This window comes from Agrobacterium vitis, assembly GCF_014926405.1.
GTDB classification, from domain to species: domain Bacteria; phylum Pseudomonadota; class Alphaproteobacteria; order Rhizobiales; family Rhizobiaceae; genus Allorhizobium; species Allorhizobium vitis_H.
Genome location: NZ_JACXXJ020000005.1, coordinates 1,449,394 through 1,470,220 on the forward strand (window position 1 = coordinate 1,449,394; position 20,827 = coordinate 1,470,220).

Consider the following 20,827-nt stretch of genomic DNA (forward strand, 5'->3'; position numbering starts at 1 on the left):
CGCCCCTTGCTTTGGAAAACCCTTAAGCCAGCTTCCTGGCCGCCCGCTTGCGCTTCACATCCGGCGGTGTGGCCTCATCGACCAGGTTGGAGATGGCCTCATCCAGCGTCATCGACACCTGATCCTGGCTGCCGAGCCGGCGGATATTGACCGTGCGTTCTTCCGCCTCGCGCTTGCCGCAGACGATGATGACAGGCACCTTGCCGACCGAATGCTCACGAACCTTGTAGTTGATCTTCTCGTTGCGGAAATCGGTTTCCACTTCGAGACCGGCATCGCGCAGCTGTTCAGCTACGTCGCGGCCATAGTCGTCAGCCTCGGAGGTAATGGTCGCCACGACCACCTGCAAGGGCGCAAACCACAGCGGCATGTGACCGGCGAAATTCTCGATCAGAATGCCAAGGAACCGCTCCATCGAGCCGCAAATGGCGCGATGGATCATCACCGGCTGGGTCTTTTCCGAATGCTGATCGATATAGAAGGCACCGAAGCGTTCCGGCAGATTGAAGTCCACCTGCGTCGTGCCGCATTGCCATTCACGGCCAATCGCGTCCTTCAAGGTATATTCGAATTTAGGACCGTAGAACGCGCCCTCACCCGGTAGAATGCCGGTCTTGATGCGCCCACCGGACTGCTCTTCGATGGCCTTCAACACTTCGGTCATTACGCTTTCGGCGCGATCCCAAAGCTCATCGGAGCCAACGCGCTTCTCCGGGCGGGTCGAGAGCTTGACCACCACTTCCTTGAAGCCGAAATCCTCATAGACCGACAGGATCAGATCGTTGATGCGCAGGCATTCCGCCGCCATCTGCTCTTCGGTACAGAACACATGCGCATCGTCCTGCGTAAAGCCACGCACACGCATCAACCCATGCAAGGCGCCAGAGGCTTCGTAGCGATGGACGAGACCGAATTCCGCAAGGCGAACAGGCAGTTCGCGGTAAGACTTCAATCCATGCTTGAAGATCTGCACGTGGCCAGGGCAGTTCATCGGCTTGAGCGCAAACACACGCTGATCGGCCTCCGGGTCATTCGGATTGGTAAACGCATGGGCGGATTTCACCGCAAACATGTTTTCCTGATACCAGCCCCAGTGCCCCGAGGTTTCCCAGAGCGATTTGTCCAGCACCTGCGGCGCGTTGACTTCCTGATAGGTATTGGCCAACCGGCGGCGCATATAGGCGGTCAGCGACTGGAACATTTTCCAGCCCTTGCCATGCCAGAACACCACGCCTGGGCCTTCTTCCTGGAAATGGAACAGGTCCATTTCGCGGCCCAGCTTGCGGTGATCGCGCTTTTCGGCTTCCGCCAGGATATGCAGGTAATTGTCGAGCTGTTCCTGCTCGGCAAAGGCTGTCCCGTAGATGCGCGTCAGCATCGGATTGTTGCTATCGCCGCGCCAATAGGCACCGGCCACCTTCATCAGCTTGAAGGCCGTGCCGATCTGGCCGGTGGAGGCCATATGCGGTCCACGGCAAGGATCGAACCAGTCGCCCTGATAATAGATCTTGATATCCTGATCTTCAGGAATCGCATCGATCAGTTCGACCTTGTAGGACTCACCCTTGGCGGCAAACACTTCGCGGGCCTTTTCACGCGACCAGACTTCCTTGCGGAACGGCTGATTGCGCTGGATGACTTCCTTCATCTTCTTTTCGATCTTCGGCAGATCATCCAGCGTGAAAGGCTCTTTGCGGGCAAAATCGTAATAGAAACCGTTTTCGATCACTGGGCCGATCGTCACCTGCGTATCGGGCCACAATTCCTGCACCGCTTCGGCGAGAACATGGGCCGTATCGTGACGGATCAACTCCAGCGCCCGTGGATCGGTGCGGGTGACGATTTCGATCTTACCGTCAATGACCGGGTCGGCGAGATCGCGCACAACGCCATCGAGCGCAATGGCCACGGCCTTCTTGGCCAGCGACTTGGAAATCGATTCGGCGACATCACGACCGGTCGCGCCAGCCGCGAAGCTGCGCACGGAACCATCGGGAAATGTAAGGGAAACGGTGTCGGACATGTTTAAAGGCTCCTGATCCAGTCCCGCCAACCAATGCGGGTGGTAAAAATGACCGGCGCAATTGGCCGGGATTGAAGCGGCTGAATACTGAAATTCGTCTTTTCAGTAAAGCTTATTCCGCATGGATATCGAAGCGCCAAAACCTGAGCGCCTCAGGCGAAACGCTTTGCAGAAAAGCCTTAAAGCCAGCTTCATCCACGTGACGGCGCAAAACCGTGACTACATCCTCTATCGCATCAGGCGTCGAGAGATTGTGATTGTGGCGAAGCGCCATGACTTCCGCCATCATCTCCTGGGGCGAGTTGAAGGGCAAAACGGGTTGATGACAATCCCAATGGCTGACGAACAGCGCTCTTGCACCAACAGAAAGCAGATCCGCAAAGGCCAGACCCTGCGCCACAGTCAGGCGGCGGCGAAAGACAAGCAAAACAGCTTCCAGCGTCGTATAGGCCCTGTGCGTCGTCCCCAGCATGGCTTGGTCTCGCACCTCGACCAGAATACTCTCAAAATCACGAGATGCCTGACGGTATTCTTCCGGTACCGTCATGAAACATGCCCTGAAGGATGCTTGCGTCCAAACGTCCACAGGCTCCAGACCTGCCAAAACCGAAAGCGGGCGCCAAGGGTATGCGGCACATCATCCACGCCCCAGGTGCCGCCGGGGCCGCAGCGCCCGACCCGAAACAGGGTGAGCCAGCCGCCACTCCACAATCCATGGCGGGCGATGGCCTCGTAGCCATATTCCGAGCAAGTTGGAGAATGGCGGCAATGACTGCCCACCAAGCTGGAGAGCGTCAACTGGTAGAGCCGGATCAGCCCCATGCCCAACATCCGGTCCGGTGTCTTGCGAAAAGGTCCGTGATAATTCCGGCCTCTGTGGCGCGGCCTTTCGTCCTCCTCATCGTCGAGGTTTTCGCAGTGCTGGCACATCGGCGAGACAATCCTAGCCAGCCAGCGCCGATTGGCGGGCCTCGACCTGATCGAGACAATCGCAGAGCGCATCCAGAATCAGCATAGTTGAGGCATGGCGGGCCTTGTAATCCTTCACAGGCATCAGGTAGCGCAGATCCTCAAACCGGCCTTGCGGCCCCTCGCCGCCTTCCTTCAACATATCAAGCATATCGGCCCGGGCCTTGCGGATCTCCGTAAAACTGGCGCCCACCACATGGCGTGCCATGATCGATGCAGAAGCCTGCCCCAGCGCGCAGGCGCGCAATTCCTGCGAAAAATCAGTGACTTTATCGCGGTCCACAGTTACAAAAGCCTTGAGACGTGAACCACACAAGCGGGAGTGCTTTTCAGCCACGGCATCGGCATTGCTCAATGCACCGACGCGGATGATATTGCCGGCAAATTCCAGGATTTTGGTATTGTAAATATCATCCATCGCCAAACTTTGCTCCAAATGCCCGCCCATACGCAAAAACCGACCTGTTGGATTATCCATATTTACGCAACACTGTGTCGCGTTTTGGCGTATGTCGTGATTGTGCGGGTTCTCTATATATCACATCGTATGTCGGTGTAGAAACATCAAGGCGAAAACTTTGAAACACGCCCACGAGGATTGGACTTGCCATTATGGCTCGAATTACGCAATTAAAGCCTGGATCGTCGAAAAGGGCTTCTGCCAGTATGAGTGACCGGGAGAGTAATGGCATGGATGCCACAGTGAAAAAAATGTCGCCTGAAACGTCCCGCCCCAGCCGCGAGGAAGCCGAAAACGCCGTGCGCACATTGCTGCGCTGGGCTGGCGATGATCCGAGCCGGGAAGGCTTGCTCGACACGCCAAAGCGTGTTGCCAAAGCCTATGGCGAATTGTTTGGCGGCTATAATGTCAATGTCGAGGACGTCCTCGGCACGACATTCGAAGAGGTTGGCGGCTATAACGACATCGTGCTCGTGCGCGACATCCCGTTTTTCTCGCATTGCGAGCATCACATGCTGCCAGTGATCGGCAAGGCGCATGTCGCCTATTTGCCGAATGGCCGGGTGCTGGGCCTGTCGAAAATCGCCCGCGTCGTCGATCTCTTCGCCCGCCGCCTGCAAACCCAGGAAACCATGACGGCGCAGATTGCCGATTCCCTCGTTCAGTATCTTCAGCCACGCGGCGTTGCCGTCATGGTCGATGCCGAACATATGTGCATGGCAATGCGCGGTATTCAGAAATCCGGCTCCACGACACTGACAACCACCTTTACCGGTGAGTTCAAGACCGACGTCGCGCAGCAGGTACGTTTCATGACCATGGTGCAAAACCGCTGATCGCCTCAGCGCTTGCCGCATCGCCGTTTTGATGGAATACAATGAAGCACTGCATTGCTGCGGTGCTTTATTTTTGCTTTTTGCGGATGGATGGAATGATCAGCTTTGCAGCTCCTTCGACGGACAAAACCCTTCTGGAAGGCGCTGGCCTGTTGACGCCAAAATTCGATTCTCATGGCCTACTGACCGCCGTTGTGACTGACAACCGCGATGGCGAACTGCTAATGGTTGCCCATATGAATGCCGAGGCCCTGGCGCTGACCATCGAAACCGGCCTTGCCCATTATTACAGCCGCTCACGCAAGAGCCTCTGGAAAAAGGGCGAAAGCTCCGGCAACATGCAGAGCGTCAAGGAAATTCGCGTCGATTGCGATCAGGATGCGATTTGGCTGAAGGTCGAGGTGTCCGGCCATGACGCCACTTGCCATACCGGTCGCAGATCCTGTTTTTATCGCTCCGTTCAGCTTGCCGATGGCGAGGCGAAAATGGTGATTACTGACGACCACAGGCATTTCGATCCTGCGCAGGTTTATGCCGGCCAGGACCAAAAATAGACATTTGCTATTTTAAACATCAAAAAGTCTTTACAGAAACGCTTTGGTAAACAAGGCGGCGCAGACTACCCCGGAAATACCGCATTTGAAGGCAGAGTAAATCTGCTGCATGCTCTCAAAACAGAGTTGGTGGACATGAAAATGCGGGCGGGCGTTACGACGTCGACGGGCACTTGAAGCATGCCGTACATGGCAGCGCCGTGCATCGGACGTGATGCACCACTGTATGGTTTCTGACCTGAGCCAACGGCGGCTTTATGCAATGCAGTTGGGGACTGTTCGGTCGAAAGGGTGTTCTGGAAATGTTGAACTGGAATTTAAGAGGTCAAGGGGCCGGTCGGTCCGCAAAGCCAGGAAACCCATCGGGCGGAAGCACTGTCGCCGAATTGCCACCGCCGGTCGTCAAGCCTAAAATCGCGCTTGCCCTTGGTGGTGGTGCTGCCCGTGGCTGGTCACATATTGGCGTTTTGCGCGCGCTGGATGAGGCTGGCATCGAAGTCGGCATGGTAGCGGGAACCTCTATTGGCGCGCTGGTCGGCGGCTGCTATCTGGCGGGAAAGCTGGACGAGCTGGAGCAATTTGCGAGATCCCTGACCGTCCGGCGCATCGCGGCCCTTCTCGACCTGACCATTGGCGGCGGCGGCCTGTTGGGCGGCATGCGCCTGACGAAACGCATGCAGGAACACCTGGAAGGCCTGACCATCGAAGATCTGCCGCAGCCCTTCGTGGCGGTTGCTTCCGAACTGACGAGCGGCCACGAAGTCTGGATCGATGGCGGCAATCTGGTCACTGCGCTTCGCGCTTCCTACGCATTGCCCGGTATTTTCGAGCCGGTGCGTTGCAACAACCGGACGCTGGTCGACGGCGCGCTGGTCAATCCCGTGCCGGTATCGGTCTGCCGCTCCTATGAGCAGCCGCTGGTGGTGGCGGTTAACCTCCACTACGATCTTTATGGTCGCTCCGCCGTGGTCAAGCACAAGGTCGGCCCGATCGGCCCGGATACCGGCGCGGTAAAACAGCCGAATCGGCTGGGGCTGACCGGCGTGATGGTGCAATCCTTCAACATTATCCAGGACCGGATTTCCCGCGCCCGGTTGGCAGGCGATCCGCCCGATCTGGCGCTTCATCCGCGTGTCAACGATATTGGCCTGTCGGAATTCCACCGCGCTGGTGAATGCATTGCACGCGGCTATGAAGAAACCATCGCCCGTATCGCTGAAATCCGCCGGATGCAGGAAGCTGTGATGCGATAAAGCATCGGACCGAAATATGGAAACCGGTTTTCGGTCCAAAGCTGTGGTGGCATTCTCTCCCCTCACATAAAAAAGCCTGCCCGGACAAACCAGGCAGACCCACTATTCACGCAGAGAACTGGCTATTTATCGCGGAATGTCCGCGCCCAAAACCAGGCACGACACCGGCCTTATCCAGCGATATAGGCCTTGATGTGCTCGGCCTCCAGCTCCACCTCACGGATGCGTTGCTTGACCACGTCACCGATCGAGACGATGCCAATCAACTTGCCGCCATCTTCCACCGGTACGTGACGGAAGCGTTTGCTGCTCATCATTTCCATCAACTGGTTGACGGTGGTCTCTTCGCTACAGCGAAACACATTGGCGGTCATGGCTTTGGATACCGGCATGGACAGGGCCTCGACCCCGCCTTTACCGATGGCCGATGCGAGATCGCGCTCCGTGAAAATCCCGACGATCCGGTTTTCCATGCCGACAACCACCACCGCACCGATCTTATTGTGATGCAAGACCTTGGCGGCCTCGGCCAAACTGACCGTCGGACCAACCGTAATCACATCACGACCTTTTTCGCTGAGAATATTCCTTACTGTCACAGACATATGCGCCTCCTCCTGGCAAATCTCCGGGCATTCAGGATTGGGCGCCTTTCCTCCTCCCGGATCGACGCCCCCTGATCAGGAATGCTGCCTGCATTTGCTAGAGAACGCAACCAATTGGATGCATCGACACAGCTTTTTTTAATCGTCCGCCGTTTTTTGCCCGATTGGGCGGCGGTCAAACAGCGCAAACCCAGAAAACCCAGGGCGAAACCACCCAGATGCGCGTCCCACGCGATGGCCGCGCCCGGATCACCAACCAGCGGAATCCCGAATGCGATGATCACGTTGCCGGCCAGGAACATGATAATGAAGACAAGGACGGTGCGCTCAGACAGGCTGGCCAACACGCTCAACCGGGGTGGCAAGGCATCCTGTTCGCGCAGCCGCAGTCCGGAGCGTCCGGGGCCGAAGGCAAACCGGCAGGCAGCTCCCATCAGGCCGGAAATGACGCCGGAAGCGCCGATCAACAGGCTTGCATCCCCCCAGTTCAGGCAGACATGCGCAACAGCGCCAGCGGCTGACGTCGCCAGCCAGAACAACCAGAACCGCACTGCGCCAATGCGGCGCCAGACCGGCGTGCCGAAGGCTGCGAGCCAGAGACCGTTGAAGCCGAGATGCTCGATACTGCCATGCAGCAACGAATAGGTGAACGGTGTCCACAGCCAGGCCAGATCCTGGTTGGAAAAATCATAGACATAGCGCACCGGCGAAAAGCCGAATTCCACCATGATCCAATTGGAGATTTCATCAGACAGAATCCAGCCGGTCAGGGCATAGATCATCACCAGCAGCATCAGCGCCAGAAGAATGCCGCCCGGCATGTTGAACACCGGTTCGCGTCCACTGGTCGCCGGATCGAGTCCCTCGCCCAGCGGGTCGTCCCCATCTTCAGGCTCGCGGTCCCATTGCCCCTTCGGCCTGTCGTCCATGCATCTCTATTCCTTGTGACCCGTGAGCATCAGCATATAGCGAGAGATCGGCAAAAGGAAATGCAGGAGATCGCCGCTGTCAGAAAACTGTTGCACACAGACCTTAAGCAATCGCCAGCAAGACGGCTTCAGTCCACCAGACCGACGATTGACACGGAAAATTCACAGCTATTAATCTACCACCTTGACGAATAACGTCCGCCGCTGCGCGCACATCTGCGAAAGCCCAGAAAACACAGCCAGAAAACTCGGCAGATCAGCAGCAAGCTCTCGTTATCGCAGGGTTTCCGAAGCCCCAAGAGCCAAAGCCCCAAGAGAAAGGCCATCCATGAAAAAACTCTCTTCAATCGCCGCTTTCGCGGCTGTCCTTTCACTTGCAACAGCGCTGACGCCAGCCTTCGCCGATGGCCTCACCCTGCCCCCAGTTCCAGCCGGTGTCGGCCATGCCGATAGCGCGCCGCCACCGGCAGGCGTTATGGCCTATGTGGATACCGGCGCCACCAACCAGCGCGGCGATGCCTGCCATGCGACACCACAGACCAATGCCGGCGTGCGGGTTCTGTCCGGTTTCCTGGAGCTTTGGACACCTCGTACGCCCTTTGTCGATGCAGATCAGGAAGCACCGGCCAAGGATGGGTGCCCGGCGATTGCCAAATCGGACTGGAGCGGCATTCCCGGCAGCCCGACCGATGGCGTCAAGAAGCTCCCGCAATTACATGAGCAGAATCTCGCTTATTCCATCAAGGTGACTGGCGAACATACGCCGGAACGCGATCTGGCCGCCTATCTCGATGACCGGCGCGGCAAGAATGTCAGCATTACCGATGGTCTTGGTCCCCTGGCCGATGCCTGGCGCCAGGGCGTGCGTCAGACCACGACGATCACCGGCATGCCCGCTGACGCGACCACCGTCAAATATGACGACAAGGGCAATAATCGCGGTGTCGGCTCGAAGGATAATAAAGATCTCGGCAAGGCCGTCGATCTGATCGAGGCGGGCAGTGCCGATGGTTCAACTGAGCCTGCCAAGCGCTATTACAAATATGCCCGTCCCTACCGCGCCAGCGACAAGGTGCGGATCGTGCCGCAATTGGAACTGGCCAAGAGCGACAAACCGGCCTCCGACGGAGGGTTCCCCTCCGGCCATACCGCCGAAGCCTGGCGCGATGCGCTGGTGATGGCCTATCTGGTGCCCCAGCGTTACCAGGAAATGTTGACCCGCGCCGCCATGCTCGGCGAAAACCGCATTCGCGCTGGCATGCATCAGACCTTCGACGTGCTGGGCGGGCGGGTGTTGGCCACCGCCATCGTTGCCTATAATCTAAACCGGCCGGACTATACGCCGATGCGCAGCGAAGCCTATCAGCAGAGCCAGACCTGGCTGATGAAGCAAACCGGCGCAAAAGACGGCCAAGCGCTGCTGGCGACGGCCCATGCTCTTCCGAAATCGACGGATGCCTATGCCGATTACGCCTGGAACAAGCAATTTTTCGAACCACGCCTGACCTATGGCTACAAGCAGATCGGCGATCCATCCTTGGCGCCCAGCGTGCCCAAGGGTGCCGAAGTGCTGCTGGAAACCCGCCTGCCCTATCTTAGTGCCGATCAGCGCCGGGTCGTCTTGAAAACCACGGAAATTGCCTCCGGCTATCCAATCATCAATGATCCGGAAGGCTGGGGTCGTCTCGACCTGTTCCGCGCCGCAGATGGCTACGGAGCCTTCGACGGCGATGTTACTCTTGTGATGGACGCTACCAAAGGTGGCTTCAACGCCGACGACACCTGGAAAAACCCGATTTCCGGCAAAGGCAAGCTGACCAAGCAGGGCAGCGGCACACTGACGCTGTCAGCCAACAACAGCTGGAGCGGCGGCACGGTGATCGAGGACGGTCGCCTTGTTGCACAATCACCGACTGCCTTTGGCAAGGGCGATGTGTATCTTGCTGGCGGCACGATGGACATTGCCTCCGCGCCTCTGACCGTGACCGGCACCCTGACGCTGCGCAAGGATGCGACCCTGGAAATTACCTCCACCAAAGCCACGAAAGCGCCAAGCCTTGTGGTCAACAAGACGCTGTTCATCGACGGTGGAAAACTGGTGGTCAAACATGACGGTCAATGGAAAGCCGGACAGACCATAAAGTTGATCACTGCCACCAGGATTGCTGGAAAATTCGGCGCTATCGAAGTTGATGGCCATAAGGTCAAGGCGGTTTACGGTAAGAAAACCATCTCCCTGCGCATCGAAGGATAAGCCCAATAGCCGGTAGCCTGTCAGGTTCGCATAGAACCAGGCAGGCTACCGTTTCCTTTGTTTTCGCTTGTCTTTTCGAGAAGACCGTTTCATTTCTCTCAGGTCCTATCTTTAGCTTCAGCCCCTGAAGATCTGTGGACAGATCGGTGAAGAGCAAAACACTCTGTTAACGCATAGCGCCTAATATTTCAGGCGACTCAAAGCGTTGAAGAATCGTTGCATGTATTCCTATAATCAGGCTCCCAATAGCGGTTCAGCACGTCCCCCGGTTCAGCGGGCGTTTCAGCGCGTCTCCGTGAGTCTTGAGGGTCGGCTGATGGTGCCGAGCGAGGATGAATATGTCTGCCTGACGGTGGATATGTCGCCGGGAGACGTCCGGGTGATCTGCGCTGCCCGCCCCGTGCCGGGCGAAAGGATCATTGCCTATATCGACCATATCGGCCGCATCGAAGGCACCGTGATCAAGACCACCGATGATGGCTTTGTCATCAGCATTGTTGCAACGGAGCGCAAACGCGAAAAGCTTGCTGCTCAATTGACCTGGATTGCCAACAAGCACGAACTGGGCCTGCCGGAAGACCGCCGTCATGACCGACTGACACCAAAGCAACCGCGCACCGAACTGGTCTTTGATGACGGACGCAAATATAGCTGCCGGATCATGGACCTGTCCCTTTCAGGCGCGGCGATCGATATCGATATTCGCCCACCCCTTGGCACTGCGGTACGCCTGGGCAGCATGCGTGGCCGCGTCGTGCGCCACTTTCTTGAAGGCGTTGCCATCGAGTTCACCACCCTGCAATCCCGCGAGGCCCTGACAGAGTTTCTGTAGGACCCGTCAGGTTCATATTAAGCCGCACCGCCGCTTGATAGTAGCTGTCCTTTCGCGACATCGGGATTCACTTCGCCCTGGCAGTTTCGAGCATGCGCAGAGGATAGAGCCCTCGGCTTTCTGTTGCCTTCCAAATCTCCTGCGTCATCTCGCTCATCCAGCCAAGACGAAAAGCGCTGTATATTTTCCAGCCTTATGCCTGATCCCAATCCCGTTCATCCATCATTCACCAAAACCCATGCATTTTTGGAGGAATTCGAGTATCTCCTACGGTCTTTTGGTGAGAAATCCCTTTTTGGAACCACTCGACATCGACGTTCGCCTAAAGTATTGGGACAACGATGCGCCCTTTCGGCACAACACGCCACAATCTTCCTGGCGTGCCTCTTTTTAAATTTTCGATATTTTTCAAATAGATAATAAGCTTGCTTGCAATACTGACATAGCCGTCCATGCCAGACCGCCTTGTCAATTCCCATAGAAAACAGGAGTAAATTGCCTAAAATTTTATTTTAATTTTATACTTATTTTCTTCGATTTTGTACTTATTACTACCTTCCAATTTTGCCAGACAGCAAAGTATCACTGTCATTGTACTCCCATAACGGGGAGACACCCAATGACGAACAAGAAGACGACAACAGGTTTCGCCATCATCGCCGCTATCGTGGCATTCGCCAGCGCACAAGCGGCTTTTGCCGGCCAGCCTTCGATGAAAATCAATGGCAGAGCCAGCCAGCCGATAGGCCATTACGAGTTCTGCCAGCGTTACGCCAGCGAATGCCGCCCCTCCGGCAGCGACAGAGGTCCGCAACAGCTGACGCCCGCGCTCTGGCAAGACATTCTTGCCGTGAACTACACCGTCAACACCACGATCAAGCCGGAAACCGATATGGATCTTTACGGTGTCGAGGAATGGTGGGAATACCCAACCGTTGCCGGCGACTGCGAAGATTACACCTTGCTCAAGCGCCGTCAATTGATTGCGAAAGGCGTGGACGAATCCAACCTGCTGATAACAGTGGTGCTGCAACCGAATGGCGATGGCCATGCCGTACTGACCGTCCGCACCGATCGTGGTGATTTCATCCTCGACAACATGCGCAACAAGGTACTGCTCTGGTCGGATACGGAATATACATTCCTGAAACGCCAGTCCTCCGACAATCCGGGGCAATGGATGAAGATCCAGGACGGGCGCGCCGCAACGGTTGCCGCCCTTCCGAAAAACTGACCGCCAAGGCGAGGACGCGACCGCATCCACGACGTCTGGCAGATATTGGCCCCGGTCGTCCCCGCATCTCCGTCCGACCAAGGCCAAGAGCCGGTTCCGCTGCCACGGAGCCGGCTCACTTTTTTGAATATTGCAGACGGGCGCAAGGGCACCATTAACGTGCCATTAACCATGCCCTGACCATGCTTCTACGTGCGACTCGGGTCCCGTCTTTCAGGTTGTTGGCCAATGCCTCACCCATGATGACGTGGAAGGGTTGCGCAGCCAAGAGAAGGCCAGTCAAAGCATGGACCAAGCCGTCAAGTTACCCACAACCAACATTGAGAAGCCCCTGATTTCCACCAGGGCGTTGACGGTTTGCTTTGTGGGTCTCGCCCTTCTCCTGGTCTTTTCCCTGGCGCTGTTTCTCGGCAGCGACTGGATTGGCCGGGCGCTGACAAGTGATCGGCGCAGCGAGAGCACGACACCACGAGCGATCACCATTGGCCTTGATCGTCTGCGAATTGAAGACAACGCCATAAGGTTCCAACGCCAGCGCCACGATGGCGCTCTAGCCCGCGTGGATTTGGCCCTGACATGGCCGGAAATGCGTGGCTACAGTCAGGCTGACCGGCTACGTTTCGACGATATCAGCCAATCGAACGATTTGATTTTCCTCCAGATTTCCCAGAGCACCATGTCACGCGACATGTCAGGCCGGATCGAGCCGATCTACAAACAATTGTTCGAAGGAGCGCCGCAGCCAGGCCCCTTTGGCCTGACCGGCCACCGCTTTCGGGCGGGCAGCGGCTATGACGGCGAAATTCTCTATACGGCACCACGGCCGGGTCGCCCGGACTTCGCCATCCGCTGCCTTTCCCCCGATCAAGCCGGACTGCAACAGGACGGCCCAGCCGTCGACACCTGTCAGCGCGACCTCAACGCCGGTCACGATCTCAGTGTGCTTTACCGGTTCTCGCGCCAGAAATTGGCCGACTGGCGGCAAATTGATACCGCCGTCGAAGCATTCGTCGCTTCCCGACTGACCGTGTCGAGTGAGTAGATCCGAACCTTGTCCAGACTTGGCGCAGATTTTTATGGGCATCGGCAAAATTTTAGAAAAATGCAGCAGGGACCGGCAACCTGTTGTTCATCATAAACCACTTGGTAACGCTGTGGTGTTAGCGTCAGGAAATATGTCGCTGGGGGGCGGCCAAAGCAAGAATTCATACGCATAGCACCAGACCGGGCATGTTGCCCCGACCCTATGCGTGATCAGGGCTGGAATTCAGGAAAGAGTGCAGTGGTGAATATGCGAGTTGCTAGCCTCCTTGGTCGAAACATGATTGTTCGGCCTGTCATGCGTGTCTCTCTCACCGTGGCTCTGGTCTGTGCCACGTTGGTGGCTCCGGCTCCTGAGGCTGCTGCTGCATCGCGCTATGCCGACATTGTCGTGGATGTGAATAACGGCAAGGTTTTGCGCGCCACCGATGCTGACAGCCTGCGTTATCCGGCATCGCTCACCAAGATGATGACCCTGTATCTGGTTTTCGAAGCGCTGGAGAAAGGCCGGATCCGGTTGAATTCCTCTGTTCCCGTGTCGGCCCATGCTGCCTCCGAGCCACCATCCAAGCTTGGCCTCAGGCCCGGCGGCAGCTTTACCGTAGAGCAAGGCATTCAGGCCCTCGTCACCCGCTCCGCCAATGACGCGGCCACTGCGTTCGGCGAATATCTCGGCGGCTCCGAGGCCCGGTTTGCCCAGATGATGACATCCAAGGCGCGCGCACTTGGCATGTCGCGGACCACCTATCGCAATGCGAATGGCCTGCCAAACTCCGGCCAGATGACCACGGCCCGCGATCAGGCGCGGCTGGGCATGGCGCTAAGACAGCATTTTCCGCAATATTACGCTTACTTTTCCACCCGCAGCTTCACCTATGGTCGCCAGGTAATCGGCAATCACAATCGCCTCATCGGCTCGGTGCGCGGCGTCGACGGGATCAAGACCGGCTTTACCAATGCCTCCGGCTTCAACCTCGTCACCTCCTTGCAGATCGACGGCAAATCCGTGGTTGGCGTGGTGTTGGGTGGTGCCTCCGGCGCCGCACGCGACAACCAGATGCGCAAACTGATGGCAACCTATCTGCCGGAAGCATCCCGTCGTGGTGGCGCAAGCCCGCTTATTGCCCGCCAAAGCACCGTACCTGAGCCGATGGCACCTGTTGCCCGCGAAACCGCCGTTGCACCGCAATTGCCTCAATCCGGCGTACCCGTGCCCGGCGGACGCTATGACACGGGAAGCCTGAGCGAAACAGCTTATGCCGGTGGCGGAGGCGCCAATGATGCGGTTGCCGCTCTTGCCAAGCAAGCGGAGGCAAGCCAGGCCCCGGAAACGGAATCGGCTCCCATGCCGCAGACCCGCAAAAGTGCGTCGCGCCACTCCAAGTCATCTGGCCCCAAACCGCCAGCCGATGTCGACAACACAGTCACCTTCTCCACTAAGGCCCCAACTGCGGCACCTTCGGGCTGGACCGTCCAGATCGGTGTTTCGGATAGCCAGGAAGCTGCGATGGACCTGCTGAAAAGCGCCCGTGCCAAGAGCGGTATTTCACTCAAGGGTGCGCGACCTTTCGCCATGGCCTATGGCGAAGGAGCATCCCAGGTTTATCGGGCCCGGTTCGTCGGCTTCGATGATCAGAAGTCTGCGGTCAATGCCTGCAATCGCTTGAAAAAGGCAGGCGTCAGTTGCTGGGCCGCAATGCAGTAGTCACTCTGTCTTACCGTGGCCTGCGCAGGTGTTTGCGCAAGGTCCGGTCAGTTCACCTCGAAATGTAATGCGTACGAGGATGTAATCATGGCAAGCAATGAAAACCACCTGAACACCGGCCAGGTCGTTGACCAGGCAGTTGATCGCGCAGTTGGCAGTGATCCGGCATTTCGCTTCAACCCGCGCGCTGGCCTCAACCCGCTGCATGAAGCGGCGATAAGGCTGGCCGATGGCATCAACAAGCCGCGGGCCAAGACGCGGGATCTGATGAACCTGCTCCTCTGCCACGGCGCGCGTGCCTGGCGCTATTCTCAGCCGGAAGCAAGTATTCACCTGCATCTGCACCCGCATTCCCGTCGGGTACCGGTAAAGCTACGGCTGCGGTAAAACCATAGGCCCCGAACGAGCAAGTTTGAGCAGGTCACATGTCCGCTGCCTCGGCGAACATGACCAAGAATTAATCCAATCTCACTCGCTGGTGAATTGGATTTGATCGGATTAAGCGCGAGGATCTCCTTCACCGGCTAACGAGTTTTTCTCGCCGGTTTTGTTCCTGGAGGAGTGAACCCATGTCTTGCACTGCCAAGTCTCGCATTGCCAAAATTTCTCTTGCCGCCGTTCTCGCAACCGCCGCCATGACTGGCATCAGCCATGCAGCCATGTCTGCCGCTGACAGGGCGCTGGCAACAGATCACAATCCCCGCTTCATGATCAGCACGCCGGATGAGATCGAAAAGCATGACACATTTCAGGACTTTCTCGGATCTTTGACGCCGACCAGCCCTGAGGCTCGCGAAGTCCAGGCCGCCATTCGCGAAAATCCGGTTCTGCGCAGGCAATTGCTGTCACAAAGTGTTGAGCTCAAGAATGTGATTTACGCTGACGAAGCATCCGATGGCAGCTTCGTGCTGTATGTCCGCTGACATATCGGCAGTGACAGGGCCGGGCATACGCGCCCGGCCCCAACGGGTTCAAAGCCCTTGCTTTTCTAAGACTTATCCCGAAAGATCGGGGGCAGATCGATAAAAGGACCTGCCACCATGCCACTTTACGCCCTCGGGGATCTGAAACCGCACCTGCCTTCCGCCGACCGTTACTGGGTCGCGCCCAATGCGCAGGTCATCGGCAATGTGATCATCGGTGAGGATGTCGGCATCTGGTTTGGTGCGGTGTTGCGGGGTGATAATGAGCCGATCACCATCGGCGCAGGCTCCAATGTGCAGGAAAACGTCACCATTCACACCGATATGGGCTTTCCGACGACCATTGGGCAAGGCTGCACAATCGGCCATAATGCCATCATTCACGGCTGCACTCTGGGCAACAACACGCTGGTGGGCATGGGAGCGACCGTGCTGAACGGTGCCAGGATCGGCAATAACTGCCTTATCGGTGCCAATGCGCTGATTACCGAGGGCAAGGAATTTCCCGACAACTCCCTGATTGTCGGCTCACCGGCCCGCGCGATACGCACTCTTGATGACAAGGCCGTGGAAGGCCTGAAGCGCTCCGCGCAAAACTACATCGCCAACTGGCAACGGTTTGCCAGGGAACTGAAACCGCTCTGAAGGCGTGATTTCAGACGAGGCACTCTGCACAGACGCCGCGAATCTCGATGGTGGTTTTCTCAGCCTTGAAGCCCTGGCCCTTCGACCAGTCTCCCAGCCGATGGTCAATCGAGTGATCGTGAAACTCCTTGACCTGCCCGCATTTGCTACAGATCGCGAATGCCACGGTTCCGTGGTCGCAGCAATCATGCTGGAGGTGGGAGCATACGACAAAGGCGTTGAGGCTTTCCAGCCGGTGGACAAGGCCGAATTCCAGCAGCTTTTCCAGCGCCCGGTAAACCTGTAGCGGGGCGCGAAAACCGCTGTCGCGTAGCTTGTCGAGGATCGTATAGGCCGAAAGCGGCCCCTCGGCATTTTCAAGCGCCTGAAAGACCAGGCTTTGATTGCGGGTCAATTGCGGTGTGGACATCGGACGATCATCCTTTCTTCACGGCAGCCGTTGAAAAACGGCGTATCGGCAGCAAGCTGAGAACAAACAGGACAAGGGCGGCCACTACGATGGACGGGCCAGAGGGCGTATCATAGGTCAATGATCCGAACAGGCCGCCAACCACGGCAACCGCGCCGATAACAGACGCCAGCACCGCCATGATTTCCGGCGTCATGGAAAACCGCCGGGCGGTGGCAGCCGGAATGATCAGCAGCGCGGTGATCAGCAGGATGCCGACGACTTTCATGGCAATGGCAATCACCACCGCCATCAGCAGCATGAAGATCAACCTGGCCCGCGCTGGTTTCAAGCCTTCCGCCTCAGCGACATCCTCGTTGACGGTTGCCGCCAGCAAGGGCCGCCACAATAGGCAAAGGCAAAAAATGACGCCAAGCCCACCAATCCAGACGGTGGCGATATCCTGCGGCGTCACGGCCAGAATATCCCCGAACAGATAGGCCATCAGATCGACCCGCACCCAGGTCATGAAGGCCACCAAGACAAGGCCAATCGCCAGTGTCGCGTGGCTGAGAATACCCAGCAGCGCATCGGCGGAAAGCCCGCGCCGGTTCTGCAATAACAACAGCAGCAGTGATACAATCGCCGCGACCAGAAACACGCTGAGCGTCAGATTGACGGAAAACAACAGCGACAGCGCCACGCCCAGCAGCGAGGAATGCGCCATCGTATCGCCAAAATAGGCCATGCGCCGCCAGATGACGAAACACCCGAGCGGCCCAACCGTCAGCGCCAGCCCGATACCGGCCAGCAATGCCCGAACAAAGAAATCATCCATCATGACGGTCACCCCTCCCCGACGTCACGGACTGTCCTTCGCCGTGGTGATGATGAGCGTGATGGTTCTCTTCAAGCTCAAGCGTGTCATCGTGGTGGTGATGATGGTGCTCCTCAACCCGGCCATGATGATGGCCGTCATCAGGATGGCAGTGATCTGTCACCGACCCATCGAGGTGCTGGACCCGGCCATCCGGCAGATGCGTGTGATCATGGCGGTGATTGTAGACGGCAAGCGTGCGCGCCGCAGCAGCGCCGAACAGCCGCTGATATTCCGGGCTTTGACTGACAACATCCGGTGTGCCACGGCAGCAGACATGTCCATTCAGGCAAACGACGATATCGGTCTCTGCCATCACCATATGCAGATCATGGGAAATCAGCAGCACGCCACAACCGGTCTTGCGCCTGATATCCGCGATCAATTCGTAAAGGGCGATTTCACCGGCAAAGTCTACGCCCTGCACCGGCTCATCCAGCACCAGCAGGTCCGGCTTGCGGGCCAAAGCGCGCGCCAGAAGCGCCCGCTGAAACTCGCCACCGGACAGATGCTGGACTTCGGCGCGCAGCAGATGGGCAATGCCGACAGAATCCAAGGCAGCCTCGATCTCCGCCTTGGACAGCTTGACAGTCAGGGTCATCAGCCGGTCAACCGTGAGCGGCATGGTCCAGTCGATGCTCAGTTTTTGCGGCACATAACCAACCGTAAACGGCCGCTCGCGCACCACCTCACCCTCATCGGGCTTCAGCACGCCAAGCGCCATTTTCGCTGTCGTCGATTTACCCGATCCGTTTGGACCGATCAGGGTGACAAGTTCGCCTTTGCGGATCGAAAGCTCAACCCCCCGCACCAGCCAGCGTCCGCCGCGCCTGATGCCGGCATTGCGCAATGTCACCAATGGCTTTTCACCCAGCACCTTCAACACGGATACCGAAACTCCACAGATTGAGTGTTGCAACCGGCTATGACACACGTTATAGCGTTACGCAATCAATGTAATAACATTACATACCCCATACAAGGAACCGTCCTTGCTTTGGCTTATATAAATTGGAGACCGCCTTGCCTGTGAAGACAATGCCCTTGCTCAGCCTTATCCCCATGCTTCTGCTTGCCCCCGGCATGGCTGCCGCCGCACCTGATGTGGTTGCCTCGATCAAGCCGGTCAATTCCATCGTCGCCGCGATCATGAAGGGTGCTGGCACGCCACATCTTCTGGTAGAAGGTGCCGGTTCCCCGCATGATTATAGCCTGAAACCCTCCAAGGCCAAGGCACTGCAACAGGCGGATCTGATATTCTGGGTCGGGCCGGGGCTGGAAACCTTTCTCGACAAGCCGTTGGATGCGCTGGCAGGCAAGGCCAAAGTGGTGGCGCTCGCAGAGGCCAAGGGCGTGGAACTGTTGCCCTTGCGCGAAGGTGGACCATTCGAGGCCCATGACGATGGCGATGCGCACGAAGCCGGGCATGGACATGACCACGATAAAGACCACGGGCATGACCATGAAGACGAGCATGGCGCCCATGACATGCATATCTGGCTCGACCCTGATAATGCCAAGGCAATGGCTGCAACCATAGCCGAAGCCTTGAGCACTGCGGACAAGGCCAATGCCCCGCTTTATGCCGAAAATCTTGCCCGATTCCAGGCGCAGGTCGATGCCATGGACAAGCAGATTGATACCATGCTGGCCCCGGTCAAGGACAAGCCATTCATCGTCTTTCATGACGCCTATCAATATTTCGAGCACCGCTACCATGTGACGGTTGCCGGTTCCGTCACCGTCAGCCCGGAAAAAGCCCCGGGTGCCGAACGGGTGTCGGCGTTACAAGCCAAGATCAAATCCCTGGACGCCGCCTGCATTTTTGCCGAGCCGCAATTTGCGCCGAAACTGATCAAAGTGGTGTCTGAGGGCAGCAATGCCCGCACCGGCACGCTCGACCCACTTGGCACGGGGCTGGCCGATGGCCCTGACCTCTATCCCGCCCTGATGACGGATCTGGCAACCGCCATGGCCACCTGCCTGAAGGGCTGACAGACGCAACAACCAAAAAGGCGAGCGCCCTTGCTCGCCTTTTTTAGAACCATCAATGTAATGTTATTACATTAAGGAGTTGAAGATGGACAACAAGCTTCCCGTAACTGTGCTGTCCGGCTTTCTCGGTGCCGGTAAAACCACGGTTCTCAATCATATTCTCGGCAACAGGGCCGGGCTGAAGGTCGCGGTGATCGTCAATGACATGAGCGAGGTGAATATCGATGCCGCCTTGGTGCGTGATGGAGGCGCCAATCTATCGCGCACCGACGAGCAATTGGTGGAAATGAGCAATGGCTGCATCTGCTGCACCCTGCGCGAAGACCTGCTGACGGAAGTGCGGCAACTGGCTGATTCCGGTCGGTTCGACTATCTGCTGATCGAGGCGACCGGCATTGCCGAACCGCTGCCGATTGCCAGCACGTTCGAGTTTCGTGACGAGGACGGCAACAGCCTCTCCGACATCGCCCGGCTGGATACAATGGTTACGGTGGTCGATGCCGCCAACCTGTTGCGCGATTACAGCTCCAGCGATTTCCTCTCCGACCGGGGCGAAACCGCAGGTGAAGACGATAACCGCACGCTCGTTGACCTTCTGGTCGAGCAGATCGAGTTTGCCGATGTGGTCATCCTCAACAAGTCCGAAACCGCCGGCCCTGCCCGGCTGGATGCAGCCCGCAAGATCATCGTCGGCCTCAACCCGGATGCGCGGATCATCGAGACCGATTTCGGTCAGATCGAACCGAAGGACGTGCTGGGAACCGGTCGGTTCGACCTTGGCCGGGCGGAAACCCATCCGCTGTGGTTCAAGGAATTGCACGGCTTCAAGGATCATGTGCCTGAAACCGAAGAATATGGCATTCGCAGCTTTGTCTATCGCGCCCGCCGCCCGTTCGATCCCCTGAAATTCCAGGACTTCATTGATAGCGACTGGCCAGGCGTGATCCGCGCCAAGGGGTTTTTCTGGCTGGCAACCCGGCCCCATCATGTCGGGGAACTGAGCCAGGCCGGGCCGCTGGTGCGCACCGGGCGCATGGGCCTGTGGTGGTCCTCCGTACCCAAGCAGCAATGGCCACAGGACAAGGGTTTCCTCATTGCCATGAAACCCTATCTCGATCCAGTCTGGGGTGATCGACGCCAGGAACTCGTGTTTATCGGTGCAGACCCCATGGATGAAGCCGAAATCCGCGCCCGACTGGACGCCTGTCTGGTGCGTGCGGATCGCTTCACCCCCGGCGTCTGGCGCGATATGCGCGATCCATTCCCCAACTGGGCAGCGCCGCACTTTGCGGAGGCTTGAACCT

22 protein-coding genes and 1 pseudogene are annotated in these 20,827 nt (G+C 57.7%); 13 read left to right on the forward strand and 10 right to left on the reverse strand.

All coding sequences use genetic code 11. The annotated features are described in order from the left end of the window. Positions 1-22 precede the first annotated feature (22 nt). The 4 genes from thrS to IEI95_RS17900 form a co-directional block, all read right to left on the reverse strand. Complete coding sequence (gene thrS, locus IEI95_RS17885) at positions 23-2,023, reverse strand: threonine--tRNA ligase (RefSeq protein WP_156536452.1); 2,001 nt, start codon at positions 2,021-2,023, stop codon at positions 23-25. Positions 2,024-2,135: 112 nt separating this feature from the next. Further along, entirely contained in the window at positions 2,136-2,570 is a 435-nt protein-coding gene (locus tag IEI95_RS17890; RefSeq protein ID WP_156536451.1) for a DUF2267 domain-containing protein, read from the reverse strand. Then, positions 2,567-2,953: a membrane protein insertion efficiency factor YidD gene (gene yidD / locus IEI95_RS17895; RefSeq protein WP_194416846.1), complete on the reverse strand. Its 387-nt coding sequence runs from the start codon at positions 2,951-2,953 to the stop codon at positions 2,567-2,569. The genes IEI95_RS17890 and yidD overlap by 4 nt, the downstream gene beginning before the upstream one ends. A gap of 13 nt (positions 2,954-2,966) precedes the next feature. Then, positions 2,967-3,410, reverse strand: a complete 444-nt coding sequence (locus tag IEI95_RS17900; RefSeq protein WP_156541736.1) for an iron-sulfur cluster assembly scaffold protein — start codon at positions 3,408-3,410, stop codon at positions 2,967-2,969. 272 nt (positions 3,411-3,682) lie between these two features. Between IEI95_RS17900 and folE the strand changes: the two genes are divergently transcribed. The 3 genes from folE to IEI95_RS17915 all read left to right on the forward strand — a co-directional run bounded on the left by folE (position 3,683) and on the right by IEI95_RS17915 (position 6,095). Beyond that, positions 3,683-4,288, forward strand: coding sequence for a GTP cyclohydrolase I FolE (folE, locus tag IEI95_RS17905; protein ID WP_060715530.1), 606 nt, complete (start codon positions 3,683-3,685; stop codon positions 4,286-4,288). Positions 4,289-4,383: 95 nt separating this feature from the next. Beyond that, positions 4,384-4,842, forward strand: coding sequence for a phosphoribosyl-AMP cyclohydrolase (gene hisI / locus IEI95_RS17910; RefSeq protein ID WP_194416847.1), 459 nt, complete (start codon positions 4,384-4,386; stop codon positions 4,840-4,842). 302 nt (positions 4,843-5,144) lie between these two features. Further along, on the forward strand, positions 5,145-6,095 hold the full coding sequence (locus tag IEI95_RS17915) for a patatin-like phospholipase family protein (protein ID WP_071206657.1): 951 nt from the start codon (positions 5,145-5,147) through the stop codon (positions 6,093-6,095). Between the two features lie 170 nt (positions 6,096-6,265). Here IEI95_RS17915 and IEI95_RS17920 read toward each other — a convergent pair whose 3' ends face one another. Together IEI95_RS17920 and IEI95_RS17925 are read right to left on the reverse strand one after the other, a co-directional pair. Beyond that, the gene (locus tag IEI95_RS17920) at positions 6,266-6,700 is read right to left on the reverse strand and encodes a CBS domain-containing protein (protein ID WP_071206658.1); all 435 of its coding nucleotides are present in this window, start codon (positions 6,698-6,700) and stop codon (positions 6,266-6,268) included. A 138-nt stretch (positions 6,701-6,838) separates the two neighbouring features. After that, a pseudogene (locus IEI95_RS17925) lies at positions 6,839-7,629 on the reverse strand (rhomboid family intramembrane serine protease). Positions 7,630-7,957: 328 nt separating this feature from the next. Between IEI95_RS17925 and IEI95_RS17930 the strand changes: the two are divergent. Both IEI95_RS17930 and IEI95_RS17935 read left to right on the forward strand, forming a co-directional pair. After that, entirely contained in the window at positions 7,958-9,883 is a 1,926-nt protein-coding gene (locus tag IEI95_RS17930) for an acid phosphatase (protein WP_156536445.1), read from the forward strand. Between the two features lie 220 nt (positions 9,884-10,103). Then, positions 10,104-10,715, forward strand: a complete 612-nt coding sequence (locus IEI95_RS17935) for a PilZ domain-containing protein (protein WP_015915994.1) — start codon at positions 10,104-10,106, stop codon at positions 10,713-10,715. A gap of 322 nt (positions 10,716-11,037) precedes the next feature. On the opposite strand, the gene IEI95_RS29640 is transcribed toward IEI95_RS17935, so the two are convergent. Continuing rightward, on the reverse strand, positions 11,038-11,169 hold the full coding sequence (locus tag IEI95_RS29640) for a hypothetical protein (RefSeq protein ID WP_272950906.1): 132 nt from the start codon (positions 11,167-11,169) through the stop codon (positions 11,038-11,040). 165 nt (positions 11,170-11,334) lie between these two features. Here IEI95_RS29640 and IEI95_RS17940 point away from each other — a divergent pair, with 165 nt between their 5' ends. The 6 genes from IEI95_RS17940 (at position 11,335) to IEI95_RS17965 (ending at position 16,263) form a co-directional block, all read left to right on the forward strand. Then, positions 11,335-11,949, forward strand: a complete 615-nt coding sequence (locus IEI95_RS17940) for a transglutaminase-like cysteine peptidase (protein ID WP_194416848.1) — start codon at positions 11,335-11,337, stop codon at positions 11,947-11,949. 286 nt (positions 11,950-12,235) lie between these two features. Beyond that, positions 12,236-12,991, forward strand: a complete 756-nt coding sequence (locus tag IEI95_RS17945; protein ID WP_156536444.1) for a hypothetical protein — start codon at positions 12,236-12,238, stop codon at positions 12,989-12,991. A 279-nt stretch (positions 12,992-13,270) separates the two neighbouring features. Continuing rightward, on the forward strand, positions 13,271-14,695 hold the full coding sequence (locus IEI95_RS17950) for an SPOR domain-containing protein (protein ID WP_234891179.1): 1,425 nt from the start codon (positions 13,271-13,273) through the stop codon (positions 14,693-14,695). 87 nt (positions 14,696-14,782) lie between these two features. Then, the gene (locus tag IEI95_RS17955; RefSeq protein ID WP_234891178.1) at positions 14,783-15,082 is read left to right on the forward strand and encodes a hypothetical protein; all 300 of its coding nucleotides are present in this window, start codon (positions 14,783-14,785) and stop codon (positions 15,080-15,082) included. 182 nt (positions 15,083-15,264) lie between these two features. Then, positions 15,265-15,618, forward strand: coding sequence for a hypothetical protein (locus tag IEI95_RS17960; RefSeq protein ID WP_156536443.1), 354 nt, complete (start codon positions 15,265-15,267; stop codon positions 15,616-15,618). A gap of 117 nt (positions 15,619-15,735) precedes the next feature. Further along, positions 15,736-16,263, forward strand: coding sequence for a gamma carbonic anhydrase family protein (locus IEI95_RS17965; protein ID WP_156536442.1), 528 nt, complete (start codon positions 15,736-15,738; stop codon positions 16,261-16,263). 10 nt (positions 16,264-16,273) lie between these two features. Here IEI95_RS17965 and IEI95_RS17970 read toward each other — a convergent pair whose 3' ends face one another. The 3 genes from IEI95_RS17970 to IEI95_RS17980 are packed head-to-tail and all read right to left on the reverse strand — an operon-like array spanning position 16,274 to position 18,414. Next, on the reverse strand, positions 16,274-16,672 hold the full coding sequence (locus IEI95_RS17970) for a Fur family transcriptional regulator (protein WP_156536441.1): 399 nt from the start codon (positions 16,670-16,672) through the stop codon (positions 16,274-16,276). Positions 16,673-16,679: 7 nt separating this feature from the next. Next, positions 16,680-17,492 carry a zinc ABC transporter permease subunit ZnuB gene (gene znuB, locus IEI95_RS17975; RefSeq protein WP_156536440.1) on the reverse strand — a complete coding sequence of 271 codons (813 nt, stop codon included), beginning with the start codon at positions 17,490-17,492 and terminating at the stop codon, positions 16,680-16,682. Beyond that, entirely contained in the window at positions 17,482-18,414 is a 933-nt protein-coding gene (locus IEI95_RS17980) for an ATP-binding cassette domain-containing protein (protein ID WP_194416849.1), read from the reverse strand. The genes znuB and IEI95_RS17980 overlap by 11 nt, the downstream gene beginning before the upstream one ends. 176 nt (positions 18,415-18,590) lie before the next feature. On the opposite strand from IEI95_RS17980, the gene znuA reads away from it, so the two are divergent. Together znuA and IEI95_RS17990 are read left to right on the forward strand one after the other, a co-directional pair. Beyond that, entirely contained in the window at positions 18,591-19,523 is a 933-nt protein-coding gene (znuA, locus tag IEI95_RS17985; protein ID WP_156536464.1) for a zinc ABC transporter substrate-binding protein ZnuA, read from the forward strand. 85 nt (positions 19,524-19,608) lie between these two features. Further along, positions 19,609-20,823, forward strand: coding sequence for a GTP-binding protein (locus tag IEI95_RS17990; RefSeq protein ID WP_156536439.1), 1,215 nt, complete (start codon positions 19,609-19,611; stop codon positions 20,821-20,823). The last annotated feature ends 4 nt before the right edge of the window (positions 20,824-20,827 follow it).